Raw genomic sequence first — 17,427 nt, forward strand, 5'->3', positions numbered from 1 at the left:
GTATCGATCCCGCCCCGACAGACCGGCGGTAACCGACAGCCCCGATGCTGGGTGCCCACCAATTTCACCGGTCGAACAGCCGATACAGCGCCGTGAGTTCGCGCAGGCCGGTCGCGGCGGTGGTCTCGTCGGCCGAGGTCATTCGCAGCGCCCTGCGCAGCAGCATCGGATCCAGGTCTTCCGGCGCGGGACGGAAATCGACGGCGGGCAGATCCGGCAGGACGATGTTCTCGCCGTACGGGTCGTCGTCGACGGCGGGGCTCGGCTCGCGTTCGATGCCGCCGATCAAGGTGTCCAGGTCGAGTCCGCGCAGGGTCAGGATCTCGCGCGGGCGTTCGTCGAGCCGCTCGGCCAGCAGGTAGCAGACCGCCGCCACATGCTTGCACGGCCAACCAGGATCAGGGCAGGTGCAGGTGAAATCCAGATCGGCCGCGGTGCTCGGCAGCAGCAGCGGTCCGAGTCCGGTAGGCAACGCGCCCGAGGCGATCTCGGCGAGCATGCCGGGAGCCGCGCGGATTGTCTCGATGAGCAACTCGAGTTCGTCCTCGCGCAACGGGCGCACGGTGAACACCGCCGTGAAGGGCTTCGGTTGACTGCCTTGCACTTCCGCCGTCACCGCGCCCGGCTCGATCCGGTAGTTCACCACCTGACCGGACCTGGCGTAGTTGCGGCCGCGCGCCAACCGGCCCGGCTCCGCCATCCGCTCGATCGATTCCACCAGCGCCTTGCCCCACCAGGTGCGCCCGAATCCGCCGCGCCTGCTGCGTGCCTCCACACCGCCGCGCACCGGCAGCTTCTTCCCGTACTCCGAGTAGTCGACGAACGGACTCATTCGCCCACCGCCGCCGCTCCGAGGGTGAACAGGTCGCGCAGTTCGTCGGTGCTCAGCTCGGTGATCCAGTTCTCCCCCGCGCCGACGGCCAGATCGGCGAGTTGCCGCTTGCCGTTGATCATCTCGTCGATCCGCTCCTCGATCGTGTCCACGCAGACCAGCTTGCGCACCTGGACGTTGCGCTGCTGGCCGATCCGGAAGGCGCGGTCGGTGGCCTGGTTCTCCACGGCGGGATTCCACCAGCGGTCCAGGTGCACCACGTGATTGGCGGCGGTGAGGTTGAGGCCGGTGCCACCCGCCTTGAGCGACAACAACATCAGTGGCGGACCGTCCGGCGTCTGGAACCGGGTGACCATCGCGTCGCGCTTCTTCTTCGGCACGCCACCGTGCAGGAACGGGATCTCGGCGCCGAACCGCTCGGCGAGGTAGGGCGCCACCAGCTCGCCGAATTCCCGGAACTGCGTGAACAGCAGAGCTTTCTCCCCGTCGGCCAGCACCGCGTCCACGACGTCCTCGACGAGAGCGAGCTTGCCGGAGCGGTGCGCCCCGCGGTGCAGCACGCTCGACCCGTCGCCCAGGAAATGCGCGGGATGGTTGCACACCTGCTTGAGCCGGGTGAGCGCACCGAGCACGGCGCCCTTGCGCGCCATGCCCTTCGCGTCCTTGATTTTCGCCAGCATGTCGTCCACGACCGCCTGATAGAGGGCGGCCTGCTCGACGGTGAGATTGGCCCGCACGGTCATCTCGAGCTTCTCGGGCAGATCGCTGATCACCGTGGGATCCGTCTTCACCCGGCGCAGCACGAACGGCTGGGTGAGCCAGCGCAGCCGGCTGATCGCGTTCTGGTCGCGCTCGCGTTCGATGGGGACCGCGAAACGGGCCCGGAAGGACTGCGCGCTGCCCAGCACCTTCGGCATCGCGAAATCCATGATGGAGCGCAGCTCTTCCAACCGGTTCTCCACCGGGGTGCCGGTGAGCGCCAGCCGATGCCGCGCGGGCAACGACCGCGCCGCCCGCGCCTGCCGCGTACCGGCGTTCTTGATGTGCTGCGCTTCGTCCAGGACGACGCGGTCCCAGTGCTGCCTGCCCAGTTCCTCGGCGTCGCGCGCGAGCAGCGCGTAGGTGGTGATCACCAGGTCCGCGGCGGCGACCGTCTCGTCGAGTTGGGCCCCGGCCCGCCGGCCCGCGCCGTGATGCACCCACACCCGCAGGTCGGGGGCGAACCGTTCCGCCTCGCGCTGCCAGTTGCCGACCACCGACATGGGGCACACCAGCAAGGTCGGGCCCGGCGGCTCGGCCGGCTCCGGCGTCTCGCGTTCGTGTACCAGCAGAGCGAGCACCTGGACGGTCTTGCCGAGTCCCATGTCGTCGGCCAGGATCGCGCCGCACCCCATCCGGCTCATGGTGGCCAGCCAGGCCAGGCCCCGCTGCTGGTAGGGGCGCAGGTCGGCCTTCAGTCCGACGGGCGCGGCGACCGCTTCCGGCTCCCGCGCGCGGTCGAGCAGGTCACCGGCCCACCCGCTGGCGGTGACCTCGGTGATCGGCACCTGCGGCACCCGTGAGACGGCGATCTCGCCGAGCATGTCCGCGAAGGTGACCGGGGTGTCGTCGGCGTGCGCGGCGACATACCGGGCCGCGGCGGCCAGCGCCTTGTGATCGGCCTGCACCCACTGGCCGCGCAACTGCACCAGATCGGACTTACCGCGCACCAGGCGCTCCATCTCGGCCGTGGTCAACACCATGTCGCCGAGCGCCAGCTCCCAGCGATAGGCGACCAGGCCGCGCAGACCGACCGTGCTCTCCGCGGCGGGCGCCGCGCTGTCCACGCGCAGGCGCATGCTCGGTTCGGCGACGCTCCAGGCTCGCGGCAGCAGCAACTGGACCCCGGCGGCGTGCAGGGCGTGCGCGCCGTGCGCGACCAGATCCAGCACCACCTCGGTGGGCAGCAGCAGGTCCATGCTGCGCGGATCGCTCGGCAGATCACGCAACCTCGGATACGCCCGCTGGGCCGCGCCGAGCTTGTCCACCGCGATCCGCACGAGATTCGGATCCTCGTGCAGGGGAACGGTTCTGGGCGCCTCCCCGCTCAGGCGCAAGCACACCTCCAGCCGCCACAGCGCGACGGACTCGTCGGCGAGCCCGAGTTCGCCGTCCGGTTCCAGCAACCGCAGCACCAATTCCGGCTCGTCACCGGTCAGGCTCGCGCGCCAGCGCTCCAGCACCTCGGCGACCTGATAGCTGCCGTTGTCCAGCGGAGTGTCGCCGACCAGGGCGGCCACCAGGGGATGCGGCGAGTCCTGCGGGTCGGCCAGCGACCGCGCGATCGGATCGGTGAGCTCGGTGACCATGTCGTCCAGCACCGCGGCCGGACGCCCGGCCACCCGCAGGGCCTGCGGCATCGCGACCGCGAGTTCGGCCAGCCAGGCCCGCTGCCGCTCCCCGCCGACCAGCCGCCAGCGCACCCACCACTGGCCGTCCTCCCGGCGCAGGTCCGGCACGACACGCCCGGCACGCACCCAGCGTTCGATGCCGCGCGCGACGTGCGCGAGAAAACGCAGATCGCCCGCCACCAGTCCGGCGGGCAGTCGCTGCCGCAGCGCCTCCGCCGCCGCGAGCGGGGCCATCGCGTGCGCGCGCACCCGCTCGGTCGCGGCGACGCCGTTCGCGACGACCAGCACCTCGGCGCGGTGCCGGAACCTCGACGCCCGCAGCACGCTGCTCAGCGGATCCGGCAGCCCGGTGGACGGCGCGGCGACCGGCGAGTCGTGCCAGAGCAGCAACCCGGATCCCGGCGACCACAGTCCGTGCAGCATCAACCCATCCAAGCAGGCGGGTCCGACACGGCGGCGCGCCCAGTGCCCCGACCGTTGTGGATTTCTTCGGGTAACCGGCACATACTGGAATATCCGCAGGTCATCGCAAACAACCGCAGCTTGGTGTCAAGGAAGCGGAGGAAGCAGCATGACGATCCTGCTCCAGGTTCTCGAGCAGAGCTTCACCCCGACGACCGCGTGGGAACGGCGGAAATTCACCTTCGTGCATGCCGACAAGATCGTCGGCATGCGGCTCGACGGGCAGTGCGGCGTGTGGCTGGACCTGTCGAGACCCGGTGAATCGCAGCGGCTGGCCCGCACCACCGACCCGCGCGAGGCGATCACGTTCCTGCTCACCACCTTCGCCAAGATCGCCGAATGCGAGGAGCGCGGCGGCTCGTGGGTGATCGGGCACGACGGAACGCATATCGAGTCGATCGCCGCCACCCGGTTCCCGCCCCGGGCCAGCGAGGTCGCCGACGACGATCTCTTGGCCCGCGCCTGGCTGTAGGTCCGCGGCAGCGGATCAGCTACCCGTCGCGACCGGCCGTTTCGGATCGTTCGACCACTGTGACCACGACCCGGGATACAAGGCCGCCTCCACGCCCGCGACAGCGAGCGCCGCGACCTGGTGCGCCGCTGTCACGCCGGAGCCGCAGTACACGGCCACCGGCCCGGATCCGAACCCGGCGAAGCGGTCGCGCAGTTCCTCCACCGCGCGGAAGCGGCCCTCCGCGTCGAGATTGTCGGCGGTCGGAGCGCTGAGCGCACCGGGGATGTGCCCGGCCCGAGGATCGATCGGCTCCACGTCACCACGGAAGCGCTCGCTCGCCCTGGCGTCCAGCAGCACGCCCTTCCAGCGAGCGGCCGCGTCCGCGTCGATCACGGGCAGCTGTCCGGGGCGCAGTTCGACATCGCCGGGCTCGAAGTCGGGCTCGGCGCCGGTCGCGACCGGGCCGCCCGCGCCGATCCAGGCGGGCAGCCCGCCGTCGAGAATGCGCACGTCCGCGACGCCCGCCCAGCGCAGCAGCCACCAGGCGCGGGCGGCGGCCATGCCGCCGGTGGCGTCGTAGACGACGACCGGATCGCCCTCGCGCAGCCCCCAGCTGCGCGCGCACTTCTCCAGCTGTGCGGGGTCCGGCAGTGGATGCCTGCCGCGCGCGGGTGAAGGCGGCGCGGCCAGTTCGGTTTCCAGGTCGACGAACACCGCGCCGGGAATATGACCGTCGAGGTAGTGCTGCGGCCCGTCCGGGTCGCCCAGCGCCCATCGCACATCCAGTAGGCGAAGCCGCTTGTCCGCCAACGCTTCCCGCAGTTCCTCCGGTGAGATCAGTACCGCGCTCAACTCAGCTCCTCGTCCCGAATCGCGTCCTCGCGCACCGACTCCCCCACCCTACGCACCCGGATGTGCCGATGTCGCCGAACTCTCGTGCCGCGTGCCGCCCGTGCGGCCAAGTCAGGCCAGTTTCGGCGCACTGGCAGGCGACACGCCCTCGTGACCAGCGGCAATATCCGACCGATGTCGAACGCTTCCACTGCCGAAACCACCGCGACCGGGGAACCCGAACGGGCGCGGGCCGGGCTCGTGCCGCCGATCAGCGCGGGCGCGGTGACGGCGCTGGTCGGGTTCACGAGCTCCTTCGCCGTGGTGCTGAGCGGGTTGACCGCGGTGGGCGCGAGTTCCGCGCAAGCCGCGTCGGGCCTGCTCGCGCTGTGCGTCACGCAGGCGATCGGCATGCTGGCCCTGAGTTACCGCTACCGGATGCCGATCACGCTCGCCTGGTCCACGCCGGGCGCGGCGCTGCTGGCGGGGACGGGCGCGGTGGCGGGCGGCTGGCCCGCCGCGATCGGGGCGTTCGTGGTGACGGGCGCGCTGATCGTCGTCACCGGGCTGTGGCAGCGGCTGGGCGCGCTGGTCGCGGCGATCCCGGTGGAGATAGCGCAGGCCATGTTGGCGGGTGTGCTGCTGCCGCTGTGCCTGGCGCCGGTCCGGGCGGTGCAGACGAGTCCGGCGGTGGTGGCGCCGGTGATCCTGGTCTGGCTGGTGCTGCAACGGTACGCGCAGCGCTGGGCCGTGATCGCGGCCTTCGCGACGGCGGCGATCGGGGCCGCGATCAGCATCGCGGTGCAGCACCGGCGCCTCGACGTCGGTGCGATGGCGCCGCGGCTGGAACTGACGGTGCCGCATTGGAGCTGGCAGGCGCTGATCGGCGTGGCGATCCCGCTCTACATCGTCACCATGGCGTCGCAGAACATTCCGGGCACCGCGGTGCTGGCCTCGTTCGACTACCGGGTGCCCTGGCGCGCGGCGATGACCGTCACCGGGCTCGGCACCGTCGTCGGCGCGCCCGCGGGCGGGCACGCGATCAATCTCGCCGCCATCAGCGCCGCGCTGTCGGCCGCGCCCGCCGCGCACCCGGACCCGAAGCGACGCTGGATCGCCGCGTTCACCGCGGGCGGGATATACCTCGTGCTCGCACTGGGCTCGGCCGCGCTGGTCACGCTGATCGCCACCGCTCCGGCGGGCACGCTGGAAACCGTGGCCGGGCTGGCCCTGCTGGCGACCTTGGCGACCGCGCTCGGCGCGGCGCTGCGCTCCGAACACCGCGAGGCGGGCGTCGTCACCTTCGTCATCGCCGCCTCCGGCGTCGGCTTCGCCGGCATCGGCGCGGCCTTCTGGGCGCTGCTCGCCGGGCTCGTCGTGCGGAGCGTGTTGCGTCAGCCGGAACGGAAGTAGTTGAACCGAGGCCGACCACAGCCCGCGCCGGACCGATCAGAGGCTCAGCAGTAGGCGACCTTCGATCACAACGCCCGCCGGGCCGAACAGCCGCCCACCGAGCCGAACACAGCCTCCACAGCCGACCGGCGACAGCAGCCGGACCAGGGCCGCCCCAGCCCGCGCCGGTCCGAGGCGGCCACGAGATGAGCGCGAAGTCCAGACCACTGCCCGCGCCCGGGAGCCGGGAGCCGGGAGCCGGGAGCCGGGAGCCGGGAGCCGGGAGCCGGGAGCCGGGAGCCGGGAGCCGGGAGCCGGGAGCCGGGAGCCGGGAGCCGGGAGCCGGGAGCCGGGAGCCGGGAGCCGGGAGCCGGGAGCAGCCTACGCCCGGAGCGCGGCTTGGAAGCGGCGCATTCCGTCGAGCCAGCGATCGTAGTCGGAGCCCTTGTGGCGGTACATCTTCAGCACTTCCGGATGCGGAAGGATCAAGAAGCGTTCCTCGGCCACCCCGGCGAGCACGATCTCGGCGACGTCCTCCGGGGACAGCACCGCGCCCGCGCTCGTGACCGCCTTCACCGCGAGTTCCGCCTCGGCGGCGTGCTCGGGCGGAACGAGGCCGCCCCGCAGCAACCGCGTGTCCACGCCCATCGGGCACACGCAGCTCACCCGGACCCCCCGGTCGCCGTAGGTGACCGACAGCCACTCCGCGAAACCGACGGCCGCGTGCTTGGACACCGCGTAGGGCGCCGAACCGAGCTGGGTGAGCAGTCCCGCCGCCGACGCCGTGGCGACGAAGTAACCGCCGCCGCGCGCCAGCCATCCGGGCACCAGCAGCCGCGCGGCGCGGACGTGGGCCAGCACGTTGACCTCCAGCGCGGCCGACCACTGCTGGTCGGTGCTGTCCAGACCCGCGCCCCCGCCGATGCCCGCGTTCGCGAAATACAGGTCGACCGGCCCGAACTCCGCCTCGGCGCGATCGATCAACGCGCGGATCACCGTTTCGTCGGCCACATCCCCGCCGACCGCGACCGCCCCCGGCCCGAGAGACTCCGCGACTCGCACCGCGCTCGCCTCGTCGAGGTCGGCGAGCACCACACGCGCACCGGCGTCGACGAGCCGGGCGGCCAGCGCCGCCCCGATCCCCGCGCCCGCCCCCGTGACAATGGCAACTTTGCCCGAAATCTCCATCCCCGCACCCTAGCGGGGCCGCACCGGCCCGCTGCCGACACCGCGTGGGGCTGCGGTGGCGGAGCGGCGGCCGGAATGCCGCGCCGGCGGTCAGCCGGAATTCGCCAGCCGGTCCAGCAGCGGGGCGGTGCGCGGACCGACCAGCTCGCGCATCACCAGCGCCATGTTGGTCCGCTCGACGCCGGGGATCTTGAGGATCTGCCCGGCGATGCGATACAGGTCGTCGGCGTCCTGCGCGACCACCCGCACCGTGAGGTCGGTGAGTCCGGTCATGCCGCACACCTCGGTGACCTCGGGCACCTCGGCGAGTTCGTCCACCACCGAATCCAGCCGGTGCTGGTCGACGACGACCGCGACGAACGCCGCCAGCGGATAGCCGAGCGCGCGCGGCTCGACGCGCCGCTCGAAGCTGCCGAGCACGCCGCCCGCCTCCCAGCGGGACAAGCGGGCCTGCACGGTGTTGCGGGACAGGCCGAGCCGCGTGGCCAGCTCCACACCCGTCGCCCTGGGATTGGCGACCAGTTCCAGCAACAGCCTGGCGTCGGTGGCGTCCAGCCTCACGCCGACGTTTTCTCTGGTCATACCACGCAGTATGACATCACGCCGGGGTGCCGAATTGAGCATTCTGCCCATCCGCTGGTCGGCCACTTGCGCAGTCCGCATTCGGGTGGATGCTGTGAGGTAGACCACATCGTGTGCGTCGACGACCTGGTGAGGAGGTGATCGCCCATGCCGGGCAAGACCGAATTCCCGGTGCAGTTGGTCCAGCCGGACGGTCGCCGCGTCCTCGATCGCGAGCACGCCGCGCTGGTCGCCGACGTCGGGCCGGAGCAGGTGCGAGCGCTGTACGAGGACATGGTGGTCACCCGCCGGATCGATGTCGAGGCCACCGCGCTGCAACGGCAGGGCCAGCTGGGCCTGTGGGCGCCCCTGCTCGGGCAGGAGGCCGCCCAGGTCGGCTCCGCGCACGCGCTGCATCCCGACGACTACGTGTTCTGCAGCTATCGCGAGACGGCGGTCGCCTACTGCCGCGGCGTGCCCCCCACCGATCTCACCCGGCTGTGGCGCGGCGTCGCCCATCATTGCTGGGATCCGCACGCGGTGAACATGACCAATCCCAATATCGTCGTGGGCTCCCAAGGGTTGCACGCGACGGGATACGCCTTCGCCGCCCACTTGGACGGCGCCGAGATCGCCACGATCGCCTATTTCGGCGACGGCGCCAGCAGCCAGGGCGATCTGGCCGAAGCGCTCGGGTTCGCCGCGACCTGGAGCGCGCCCGTCGTGTTCTTCTGCCAGAACAACCAGTGGGCGATCAGCGCGCCGGTGCGGGTACAGAGCGCGACGCCGATCGCCCGCCGCGCGTACGGCTACGGCATGCCGGGCAGGCAGGTCGACGGCAACGACGTGCTCGCCGTGCTCGCCGTGACGAGGCAGGCGATCGCGCGGGCGCGCTCCGGCGGCGGCCCGTCGTTGATCGAGGCGCTCACCTACCGGATGGGTCCGCACACCACGGCGGACGATCCCACCCGCTACCGCTCGGCCGCCGAGACCGAGCAGTGGGCTCGGCGCGATCCGATCGACCGGATCCGCAGGCTGCTCGAGCGCGAGGGCCACTGGGACGACGCGTTCGCACGCCGGGTCGCCGACCGGTCGGACGCGGTGGCCCGCGCGGTGCGCGCCGCGACCGTCGACCTGCCCGATCCCGCGCCGAGTGAGCTGTTCGACCACGTCTACACCACCCCGCACCCGCTGATCACCGAACAGCGGCGGGCGTACGCGGAGTACCTGGCCGGCGATCCCGGCGGCTTCTCCGCACGAGGAGAAGGAGTCCCGCGATGATCACCACCTTCGCCGCCGCGCTCAACACCGGCTTGCGCCGCGCGCTGGAGGACGATCCGAAGGTCCTGCTGATGGGCGAGGACATCGGCCGCCTCGGCGGGGTGTTCCGGGTCACCGACACGCTGCAGAAGGACTTCGGCGACAATCGCGTCATCGACACGCCGCTGGCCGAATCGGGCATCGTCGGAACGGCTTTCGGCATGGCGCTGCGCGGCTACCGGCCGGTGTGCGAGATCCAGTTCGACGGGTTCGTCTATCCCGCGTTCGATCAGATCGTCTCGCACGTGGCCAAGATCAATTACCGAACGCAGGGAAAAGTGCACGCTCCCTTGACTATTCGCATCCCGTTCGGCGGCGGCATCGGCTCGGTCGAGCACCACTCCGAATCGCCCGAGGTCTATTTCGCGCACACCGCCGGGCTGCGCGTGGTCACACCGAGCAACCCCGCGGACGCCTATTCGATGATCCGCGCGGCGATCGCGCTGAACGACCCGGTGATCTTCTTCGAGCCCAAGCGCAGGTACTGGGACAAGGCCGACGTCGACTTCGCCGCGCTCGACCGCGACGGCGGCCTGCCCCTGGATCGCGCGCGCGTGTGCACCACGGGTTCGGACGCGACCGTCGTCGCCTACGGCGGAACCGTCGCGACCGCGCTGTCGGCCGCGCGGATCGCCGCGCGGGAAGGACACGCGCTCGAGGTGATCGACCTGCGCAGCCTCTCGCCGATCGACTTCGGCACCGTCGAGGAGTCGGTCGCGAAGACCGGGCGGCTGATCGTCACACACGAGGCGCCGGTGTTCGCCGGGCTCGGGGCCGAGATCGCCGCGCGGATCACCGAGCGCTGCTTCTATCACCTGGAAGCGCCCGTGCTGCGCGTCGGCGGATTCGACATCCCCTACCCCCCGGCTAAGCTCGAGAAGCACCACCTGCCCGACCCCGACCGCATTCTCGACGCGGTCGACCGTACCCTCGCCGCCTGAGGCGGGTTTCGCCGTAGTGAGAGGTGCCGCGTGGAAAACCATGCCCGCCAGGATCTTCCGGCGTCCGTGCTGGAGTTCCGGCTACCCGACCTCGGGGAGGGCTTGACCGACGCCGAACTGGTGTCGTGGGCGGTGGCGGTCGGCGACACGGTCGAGTTGAACCAGCCCATCGCCGACGTGGAGACGGCCAAAGCGGTCGTCGCGTTGCCGTCGCCGTTCGCGGGCCGAGTGATCGAACTGCTGGCGCGGCCGGGCGACACCGTCGCGGTCGGGGCGCCGCTCATTCGCGTCCAGACGGCCGGAGCCGACGACACGAGCGAGGCGGGCCGCGCTTCGGTCTTGGTCGGCTACGGTCCCGAGGCGGAAACGACGTCCCGGCGGCGTCCTCCTGCCGGGTCCGGCGTTTCGCGGACGGACGGCGGGGAGAGGAAGGGGCCCGGCGTTTCGCGATCCGGCGGCGCGGACAGCCCGACCTCGCAGCCGCGCGAGCGGCAACCGGAGACCGCGCCCGGCGCGGCACGGGCGGCGGCGACGCCCGCCGCGCGGAAACTGGCTCGCGAACTCGGCCTCGACCTGTGGTTCATCGCGGGTTCCGGGCCCGGCGGCGCGGTCACCGTCGAGGACGTGCGCGGCGCGGTACCCGTCTCCCAGCCGCGTCCGGCGGACCAGGCCACCGTGCCCGCCGAAGCGGTCCGCCCGTCCGCGCGCGAGGAGCGCACCCCGATCGGCGGCATCCGCAAACGCACCGCCGCGGCGATGCTGACCAGCGCGCGAACCATCCCGCAGGCCAGCACGTTCGTCACCGCGGACTGCACCGCCGCGATGGAACTACTCGATCATCTGCGCAGCACGAAGCCCTTCGCGGGCCTGTCCCTGACGCCGCTGGCCCTGGTCGGCAAGGCGACGCTGGCCGCGCTCTCCGACTTCCCCGGCATGAACGTCTGCTGGGACGAAGCCGCTCAGGAGATCGTCACCAAGCACTACGTCAATCTGGGCATCGCGGTGGCCACCGAACGCGGGCTGCTGGTCCCGAACATCAAAGACGCGCAGACCCTCAACCTGCGCGACCTGACCCGGGAAATCGGCTGGCTCGCCGACACCGCCCGCACGGGCGACGCGACACCCGCCGACCTGCGCGGCGGCACGTTCACCATCACCAACGTCGGCGTCTTCGGCGTGGACGCCGGAGTCCCGCTGGTCAATCCGGGCGAGGCAGCGATCCTGTGCCTCGGCTCGATCGGCAGGCGACCGTGGGTGGTGCGCGACGAGATCGCGATTCGGTGGGTGACCACCCTCGGCGTGAGCTTCGATCACCGCATGATCGACGGCGAACTCGCGTCCCGCTTCCTGGCCACCGTCGCGGGATTCCTGGAAGACCCGCTCACCCTGCTCAGCCGCGCGTGAGGCGGGCAGGCTGCGGTCAGTCCGTGACGAGCGCCGCCGCGGCCGTGCGGATGACCTCCGGGATCTCGACCGGCTTGCGGGTCTCGGCGTCCACGTAGACGTGCACGAAGACCCCGGTGGCCGCCAGTTCCAGCGCGCCGTCGGCCTCGCGGAAGATGGCCAGATCGTAGGTGATACTGGAGCGCCCGAGCCGCGAGATGCGCAAGCCGACCTGCAACTGGTCCGGGAAGCTGATCGAGCCGAGATACTGGCAGGAGGTCTGCGCCACCACGCCGAGCGCGGGCAGTTCGCGGATGTCGGTTCCGGTGGCGTGCATCAACCACGCGTTCACCGCGGTGTCGAAGTACGAGTAATAGGTCACGTTGTTCACGTGCCCGTAGTGGTCGTTGTCGGCCCACCGGGTCGGCACCGGCCAGAGCACCGGATACTGCTGCGTCACCCGGCCGACGATAGCTCAGTGGAGACGACGCCCAGCCGGTGGTCGCGCGGGGAGACGCCGAAGTGCCGCTTGAACGCGGTGCTCAACGCGAACGCGCTGCCGTAGCCGACTTGCCGCGCGATGGCCTCGATGGTGGCGTCGGACTCCTGCAGCAGATCGGCGGCCAACGCCAGCCGCCATTCGGTGAGGAACGCCATCGGCGGCTCGCCCACCAGATCGGTGAACCGGCGCGCCAGCGCGGCCCGCGACACTCCCACCGCCTCGGCCAGGCCCGCGACCGTCCACCCGTGCGCCGGATTGTGCTGCAACAGGCGCAAAGCCTTGCCGACCAGCGGGTCGCCGTACGCGTGGTACCAGGCGGGCGCGTCGTTGCGCGAGAACCAGGCGCGCAGCGCGGCGATCAGCACCAGATCCAGCAGGCGGTCCAGCACCGCGCTCTGCGCGGGCTCGTCTCTGGTCACCTCGTCGACCAGGATGTCGAGCACCCGGCTGTCGAACTCGCCGCGCCGCAACACCAGCACCGGCGGAAGCGCGCGCAGCAGGCGCAGGCTGGCCGCGCCCGCGGACTCGTAGGTCCCGGTGACCATGAGCGTCGCGCCGTCCGGATCGGTCCCCCACTGCCGGACACCCAGACTCAATGTCTCGCAGAGGATCTCGCCCTCCGGCGTCTTCGTCACCTGACCGGGATGGATGATGATCTGCGGTTCGGTCGCCGGATCGTCGGCCACCGTGTACGGCGCGGGTCCACGGAAGATCGCGACGTCGCCCGCGCCGAGCCGACGCGGCGCGCCCTCGTCGGTGACGATCCACGCGCCGCCGCGGATCATCGACAGCACGGTCAGCGGGGCCTCGTCCTGGATGCGCAGCGACCACGGCGGATCCAGCAGCGAGCACATCAGGAACGCGCCGCGAGCGCGAGGGCCTTCGAGCAGACTGGCGAGCGCATCCACGCTTCCACGGTAGACGATCACGCATGATCACGGGCCGAGTAAGCCATGACCCGTCTCGGCCAGGGCGGATGTACCGGCGCGCGCACGAGCTGGTGCCGCGTCACGGAGACGGCCGGTCACGGAAATCTGGAATGTCCCGCCCCGGCGTGACGTTCGACATAGTGAAAGAGACTCGCTCGCGGACGTGACGCGCAGTGTCGAGCGTCCCGCACGGCCGCACGACCAGGTCGACGATGCCCTGGGCCGGTTCCGCGGGCGAGGCTGGCCGCGGCGGATGTTTCCTCGGTACCGTCGACATGGTGTTGAGCCCGACGGTCGATCGCCCGGTCCGCGTCGCGCGCGCCGCGGTGTTCACGGTCTTCGCATTGAACGGCTTCCTGCTCGCCATGTGGGTGGTGCACATCCCGGTCATCACCGACCGCACGGGCGTCTCGAAATCCACCTTGGGCATGTTCATCCTGCTGATGTCCGGTGCGGGCATCGCCGGGATGCGGCTGGCCGGTCCGCTCGCCGATCGGCTCGGCAGCAGGGCGCTGGTCGGCACGGCCGCGTGCATCGCGTCCGTGGCGGTGGTCGGTCCCGGCCTCGCCACCGGACCGTTCACCTTGGCGCTCGCCCTGGCCTGCTTCGGTTTCGGCAACGGCGCGCTGGACGTGTCGATGAACACCCAAGCGGTGCTGGTGGAACGGGCCTACCGGCGGCCGATCATGGCCGCCTTCCATGCCCTGTTCTCCGGCGGCGGCCTGCTCGGTTCACTGCTCGGGGCCGCCGCGCTCCGGGCGGGCTGGGACATTCGGGTGACCCTGGTTCTCGCGGCGGTGGGCTGTGTCGCGCTGACCCTCGCACTGGTGCCGCGCTTGTTGCGGGAAAGCAGATCCGGCGCGGACGCGCCCCACGACCTCGCGTCCGTGCACGCCACCGACCTCGACGACGCGCCGCCGGACCACGGTGCGACCGCGCCTGAGAGCGCGGCGTCCCGGCACGACGTCAAGCCGAGCTCGGAAGCCGGGCGGCCTCCGCACCTGCCCGCCGGTAAGCCGCCGGATCCGCGCCTCAGCGCCCGCGATCGCGGCCGGAAGGTGTTCGCGCTGGCCGCTATCGCGTTCGCGCTGCTCCTGGCCGAAGGGGTGGCCGCCGACTGGAGCGCCTTGCAGATGCGCGAGCATCTGGGCGCCGACGCGGCGACGGCGGCGCTGGCGTTCGGCGCCTTCTCCACCACGATGACGATCGGGCGTTTCGGCACCGACCGGGTCAGCCACGCCTTCGGCCGGGTCGCGGTGGTGCGCTACGGTTCGCTCATCGCGGCCGTCGGCCTGGGCGTGATCGTCGTCTCGCCGTGGATTCCGCTGACGCTGCTCGGCTGGACGATGGCCGGGCTCGGCCTCGCCGGCGGCATCCCGCAGATCTTCACCGCCGCCGGGAATCTCGGCTCCGCCCGGGCCGCGACCGACATGTCGCGGGTGTTCAGCATCGGCTATCTCGGTCTGCTCGCCGGTCCCACGATCATCGGCTGGCTCACCGCCGTGATGTCGCTGACCACGGCGATGGTCGTGCCGATGATCGCGATACTGCTCTGCTGCCGGTACGCGAACGTCGTCGCCACGCCGCGGGCGGACTGACCGGATCAGAGATCCAACGTCAGTTCGACCATCGGCACGGCATCGATACCCGTGCCGGTGGCTTCCTCGACTATCCGGCCGAGCTTGCGGTACGCCCCCGGATGGATGCGCCGGTAGCCGTCGAGGACGAGGGCGGACTCGTCGGGGCTCAACACCCGGGCCAGCGCCGGGACCCGCACGTGCGCGGCGATACTTACGTGACAGTGCGGATCGGCGGCGAGATTGCGGAACCACTGCGCCTGGGTCCCGAAGCCGGACGCGATCACCACGCGGTCGCGGCTCGGCCGGGCCACGGTCTCCAGCGCCACAAAACGTGCGCGCCCCGAGCGGCGGCCGGTGTGTTCCAGCAGCAGCAGCCGTCCACCGAACAGGAAACCGAGGCGGGCGCGGAACAACGTGATCGGCGCGCGCACGAACCATCTCGTTCGCAGCAACCGCGCGCCGATGCTCGTCATCGTTTCAGTCCGGCCCGGCCGCTACTTGGGCGACACCAAGCACAGGGTGATCGGCTCGGGCTTCGGGTAGACGATCGTGTCGTTCTCGGTCGCCTTCGCTCCGCATGCGGACTTGTCCGCGGTGCCGCGCACGATCCGGCCGATCTTGAAGTCCGCCGTCGAGCCGCAGGCCACCTTGGTGCTGGCGCCGAGGAAACCGCCGTCGATGCAGTCGCCCTCCTTGACGTTCAACCGCAGGCACAACGTGTACTCGTTGCCGCCGGTCTGGTAGTAGCTGGCGTAATCCTTGGTGGGGCAGTCCGCGTTCGAGCCGTCGAGCCGTTGCGCCACCACGTAATTGGCTTCCGGGTCGGAGCATTCCTTGGTCGCGAACTCGGCCTTGATCGTGGTGCCCGACAACTTCGCGCACTGACCGATCTCGATCTTCTCGCCATCCGAGCGGAAGACGGTGCGGGCGCCGACGACCAGCAGGCCGAGCACCACGACGACACCGAGCACGGCCAGGATCTTGCCGACGCCGCCACCGCCGCTCCGATTCTGCTGGGGTGGCGGTCCCGGCGCCGGGAAGCCGCCACCGGGATAGCCCGGCTGCGGCGGGAAACCGCCCTGCGGCGGATAACCGGGCTGCGGCTGGCCGGGCTGGGGGTAACCCTGCGGCTGACCGGGATAGCCCGGCTGGACCGGATAGCCCTGCGGTGCGCCCGCAGGCGGCTGCTGCGGATAGCCGGGCTGTCCTGGATACGGCTGGTTCGGTGGCGTGGTCATGGATCCCCTCCCCGGGTCTCGCTTGAATCCGTGCGCACTGGGGCGACGGGCGAACCCATGGAATCTAGCCGATCGGTGCGCGTACCGCCGTGCGGGATACCAGCCGGTTCGCCGCACCCACTCGCCGGATCGGCCCACGGGCAACGGCTTCGACTCACCGGAGTCCTTCCGGCAGGCTCACAGGTACAGTCCCGGGTTCACCGCGTCCACGGCGACGGCGTCGATCCGTGCCTCGCCGTCGCGCACCGAGACGAGCTCGGCCAAACTCGCGCCGTCCGGAAACGCGGCGGCCGCGCCCCGCTGCTCTCGTTCCAGCCAAGCCGCCGCCTCCCCTGGGGACAGCCGCCCGATCTCGATCCTCGCCAGGCACCGGCCCGGTCGCGTCACCGCGGGGTGCAGGCGCGAGAGGTCCTCGTTGGTGGTGATGGCGACGAGCACGTCCCGGCCCTGGCCGAGCATGCCGTCGGTCAGGTTCAGCAGCCGCGACAGTCCTTGCCCTGCCGCCTCCTTCGCTTCCCCGCGGATCAGCTCGTCGCAGTCCTCCAGTACCAGCATCCGCCAGCGCGGCGCGCCCTCGTCGGCGTTGTCGACACCCGCGGCCACGTCCATCAGATAGCCGGGCTTGCCGAACATCACTTCGGGATCGAGCACGCAATCGAACTGGCACCATGCTCCCCAGGCCCGTGCCAGCGCGCGCAGCGCGGTGGTCTTCCCCGTGCCGGGCGGCCCGTGCAGCAACACCAGCCGTCCGCGGACATCGTCGGCGGTGAGCGACATCAGCCGGTCCATCGCGGCGGCGACGTGCCCCGCGTAATTGCCGCGTATCGATGACCACTCGGGCGCGGAGATCGAGCGCGCGCGGCGCTGCGGGCCGTGCGTGTGCATGTGCCAGAAGCCCATCTCGATCGTCTCGCCCACTTCCGGCGGAGCCGCCGCGTCCCGGATCGCCTCGGCGAGCAACTCGTCGGCGAGCGTGTCGGTGACGGCGGTCACCTCGACCATCGCCGAACCGCCGGACCAGCGCACCGACCGCAGCGACCAGCCGGGGCCGACCACAAGCGTCGCCCCGCTGTCGTTGTCGCGCACCGTGCGCGCCACGCGGCCGCGTCCGGGGCGCAGCGGCGCGTCCGGCCGCACCCGCTCCAGATGCGCGGTGCGCGCGCAGGGCTGGTCGCCGCGCAGGAACGGACCGAGCGCGAGGGCATCGATCGCGTCGCGGATGGAGTACGTGGAATCGACGACGACGGTCCACGGCAGCCGCTCGGCGGGATCGGCCGAGGGCTCCCCGGGACCGATCAACCGAAGAGGCTCATGACGTGCGGACACTCCGAGAATGATCCGGGGCGGCGGCGCACGGTGTCCATCGAATTACGAAAGCGCCCCTCCGCCCGGGCGGGCGGAGGGGCGATTCGCGGGAACGTCCG

16 protein-coding genes are annotated in these 17,427 nt (G+C 71.3%); 6 read left to right on the plus strand and 10 right to left on the minus strand.

Annotated features, from left to right (window positions below; genetic code table 11):
* Positions 1-64: 64 nt before the first annotated feature.
* Positions 65-832 carry an SWIM zinc finger family protein gene (locus tag QMG86_RS25885; protein ID WP_281875261.1) on the minus strand — a complete coding sequence of 256 codons (768 nt, stop codon included), beginning with the start codon at positions 830-832 and terminating at the stop codon, positions 65-67.
* Positions 829-3,645 (minus strand): DEAD/DEAH box helicase, encoded by a 2,817-nt coding sequence (locus QMG86_RS25890; protein WP_281875262.1) that lies wholly within the window; start codon positions 3,643-3,645, stop codon positions 829-831. The genes QMG86_RS25885 and QMG86_RS25890 overlap by 4 nt, the downstream gene beginning before the upstream one ends.
* A 148-nt stretch (positions 3,646-3,793) precedes the next feature.
* Between QMG86_RS25890 and QMG86_RS25895 the strand changes: the two genes are divergently transcribed.
* Positions 3,794-4,156 carry a hypothetical protein gene (locus tag QMG86_RS25895; RefSeq protein ID WP_159839282.1) on the plus strand — a complete coding sequence of 121 codons (363 nt, stop codon included), beginning with the start codon at positions 3,794-3,796 and terminating at the stop codon, positions 4,154-4,156.
* A 15-nt stretch (positions 4,157-4,171) separates the two neighbouring features.
* Here the strand turns inward: QMG86_RS25895 and QMG86_RS25900 are convergent, their stop codons facing one another.
* On the minus strand, positions 4,172-4,978 hold the full coding sequence (locus QMG86_RS25900) for a sulfurtransferase (protein WP_281881133.1): 807 nt from the start codon (positions 4,976-4,978) through the stop codon (positions 4,172-4,174).
* 186 nt (positions 4,979-5,164) lie between these two features.
* On the opposite strand from QMG86_RS25900, the gene QMG86_RS25905 reads away from it, so the two are divergent.
* Positions 5,165-6,382, plus strand: coding sequence for a benzoate/H(+) symporter BenE family transporter (locus QMG86_RS25905; RefSeq protein WP_281875264.1), 1,218 nt, complete (start codon positions 5,165-5,167; stop codon positions 6,380-6,382).
* Between the two features lie 360 nt (positions 6,383-6,742).
* On the opposite strand, the gene QMG86_RS25910 is transcribed toward QMG86_RS25905, so the two are convergent.
* Positions 6,743-7,549, minus strand: coding sequence for an SDR family oxidoreductase (locus QMG86_RS25910; protein WP_281875265.1), 807 nt, complete (start codon positions 7,547-7,549; stop codon positions 6,743-6,745).
* A 90-nt stretch (positions 7,550-7,639) separates the two neighbouring features.
* The gene (locus QMG86_RS25915) at positions 7,640-8,131 is read right to left on the minus strand and encodes an Lrp/AsnC family transcriptional regulator (RefSeq protein ID WP_281875266.1); all 492 of its coding nucleotides are present in this window, start codon (positions 8,129-8,131) and stop codon (positions 7,640-7,642) included.
* A gap of 147 nt (positions 8,132-8,278) precedes the next feature.
* On the opposite strand from QMG86_RS25915, the gene pdhA reads away from it, so the two are divergent.
* From pdhA to QMG86_RS25930, 3 genes are read left to right on the plus strand one after another with little or no spacing between them, the layout of a single operon-like run.
* The gene (gene pdhA / locus QMG86_RS25920) at positions 8,279-9,391 is read left to right on the plus strand and encodes a pyruvate dehydrogenase (acetyl-transferring) E1 component subunit alpha (RefSeq protein WP_281875267.1); all 1,113 of its coding nucleotides are present in this window, start codon (positions 8,279-8,281) and stop codon (positions 9,389-9,391) included.
* Entirely contained in the window at positions 9,388-10,371 is a 984-nt protein-coding gene (locus tag QMG86_RS25925; protein WP_281875268.1) for an alpha-ketoacid dehydrogenase subunit beta, read from the plus strand. Before pdhA ends, QMG86_RS25925 begins: the two co-directional genes overlap by 4 nt.
* Before the next feature lie 30 nt (positions 10,372-10,401).
* Positions 10,402-11,775, plus strand: a complete 1,374-nt coding sequence (locus QMG86_RS25930; protein WP_281875269.1) for a dihydrolipoamide acetyltransferase family protein — start codon at positions 10,402-10,404, stop codon at positions 11,773-11,775.
* A 16-nt stretch (positions 11,776-11,791) separates the two neighbouring features.
* Here the strand turns inward: QMG86_RS25930 and QMG86_RS25935 are convergent, their stop codons facing one another.
* Together QMG86_RS25935 and QMG86_RS25940 are read right to left on the minus strand one after the other, a co-directional pair.
* A complete protein-coding gene (locus QMG86_RS25935) occupies positions 11,792-12,214 on the minus strand; it encodes an acyl-CoA thioesterase (RefSeq protein WP_281875270.1) in 423 nt (140 codons plus the stop codon).
* Positions 12,211-13,164, minus strand: a complete 954-nt coding sequence (locus QMG86_RS25940) for an AraC family transcriptional regulator (RefSeq protein ID WP_281875271.1) — start codon at positions 13,162-13,164, stop codon at positions 12,211-12,213. The genes QMG86_RS25935 and QMG86_RS25940 overlap by 4 nt, the downstream gene beginning before the upstream one ends.
* 296 nt (positions 13,165-13,460) lie before the next feature.
* Between QMG86_RS25940 and QMG86_RS25945 the strand changes: the two genes are divergently transcribed.
* Entirely contained in the window at positions 13,461-14,783 is a 1,323-nt protein-coding gene (locus tag QMG86_RS25945; RefSeq protein ID WP_281875273.1) for an MFS transporter, read from the plus strand.
* Between the two features lie 5 nt (positions 14,784-14,788).
* Here the strand turns inward: QMG86_RS25945 and QMG86_RS25950 are convergent, their stop codons facing one another.
* The 3 genes from QMG86_RS25950 to QMG86_RS25960 form a co-directional block, all read right to left on the minus strand.
* Positions 14,789-15,238, minus strand: coding sequence for a nitroreductase family deazaflavin-dependent oxidoreductase (locus QMG86_RS25950; protein ID WP_281875274.1), 450 nt, complete (start codon positions 15,236-15,238; stop codon positions 14,789-14,791).
* A gap of 21 nt (positions 15,239-15,259) precedes the next feature.
* Complete coding sequence (locus QMG86_RS25955) at positions 15,260-16,003, minus strand: LppU/SCO3897 family protein (RefSeq protein WP_281875275.1); 744 nt, start codon at positions 16,001-16,003, stop codon at positions 15,260-15,262.
* Positions 16,004-16,180: 177 nt separating this feature from the next.
* On the minus strand, positions 16,181-17,302 hold the full coding sequence (locus tag QMG86_RS25960) for a DUF5925 domain-containing protein (RefSeq protein WP_281875276.1): 1,122 nt from the start codon (positions 17,300-17,302) through the stop codon (positions 16,181-16,183).
* Positions 17,303-17,427: the final 125 nt, after the last annotated feature.

Origin of the sequence: Nocardia sputorum (assembly GCF_027924405.1) — a bacterium.
Taxonomy (GTDB): domain Bacteria; phylum Actinomycetota; class Actinomycetes; order Mycobacteriales; family Mycobacteriaceae; genus Nocardia; species Nocardia sputorum.

What these genes read in the sequence shown, in the direction of transcription:
- QMG86_RS25885 (WP_281875261.1), bottom strand. Translation starts at nt 832, where the DNA reads ATGAGTCCGTTCGTCGACTACTCGGAGTACGGGAAGAAGCTGCCGGTG.
- QMG86_RS25890 (WP_281875262.1), bottom strand. Translation starts at nt 3,645, where the DNA reads ATGCTGCACGGACTGTGGTCGCCGGGATCCGGGTTGCTGCTCTGGCAC.
- QMG86_RS25895 (WP_159839282.1), top strand. Translation starts at nt 3,794, where the DNA reads ATGACGATCCTGCTCCAGGTTCTCGAGCAGAGCTTCACCCCGACGACC.
- QMG86_RS25905 (WP_281875264.1), top strand. Translation starts at nt 5,165, where the DNA reads ATGTCGAACGCTTCCACTGCCGAAACCACCGCGACCGGGGAACCCGAA.
- QMG86_RS25910 (WP_281875265.1), bottom strand. Translation starts at nt 7,549, where the DNA reads ATGGAGATTTCGGGCAAAGTTGCCATTGTCACGGGGGCGGGCGCGGGG.
- QMG86_RS25915 (WP_281875266.1), bottom strand. Translation starts at nt 8,131, where the DNA reads ATGACCAGAGAAAACGTCGGCGTGAGGCTGGACGCCACCGACGCCAGG.
- pdhA (WP_281875267.1), top strand. Translation starts at nt 8,279, where the DNA reads ATGCCGGGCAAGACCGAATTCCCGGTGCAGTTGGTCCAGCCGGACGGT.
- QMG86_RS25925 (WP_281875268.1), top strand. Translation starts at nt 9,388, where the DNA reads ATGATCACCACCTTCGCCGCCGCGCTCAACACCGGCTTGCGCCGCGCG.
- QMG86_RS25945 (WP_281875273.1), top strand. Translation starts at nt 13,461, where the DNA reads ATGGTGTTGAGCCCGACGGTCGATCGCCCGGTCCGCGTCGCGCGCGCC.
- QMG86_RS25950 (WP_281875274.1), bottom strand. Translation starts at nt 15,238, where the DNA reads ATGACGAGCATCGGCGCGCGGTTGCTGCGAACGAGATGGTTCGTGCGC.
- QMG86_RS25955 (WP_281875275.1), bottom strand. Translation starts at nt 16,003, where the DNA reads ATGACCACGCCACCGAACCAGCCGTATCCAGGACAGCCCGGCTATCCG.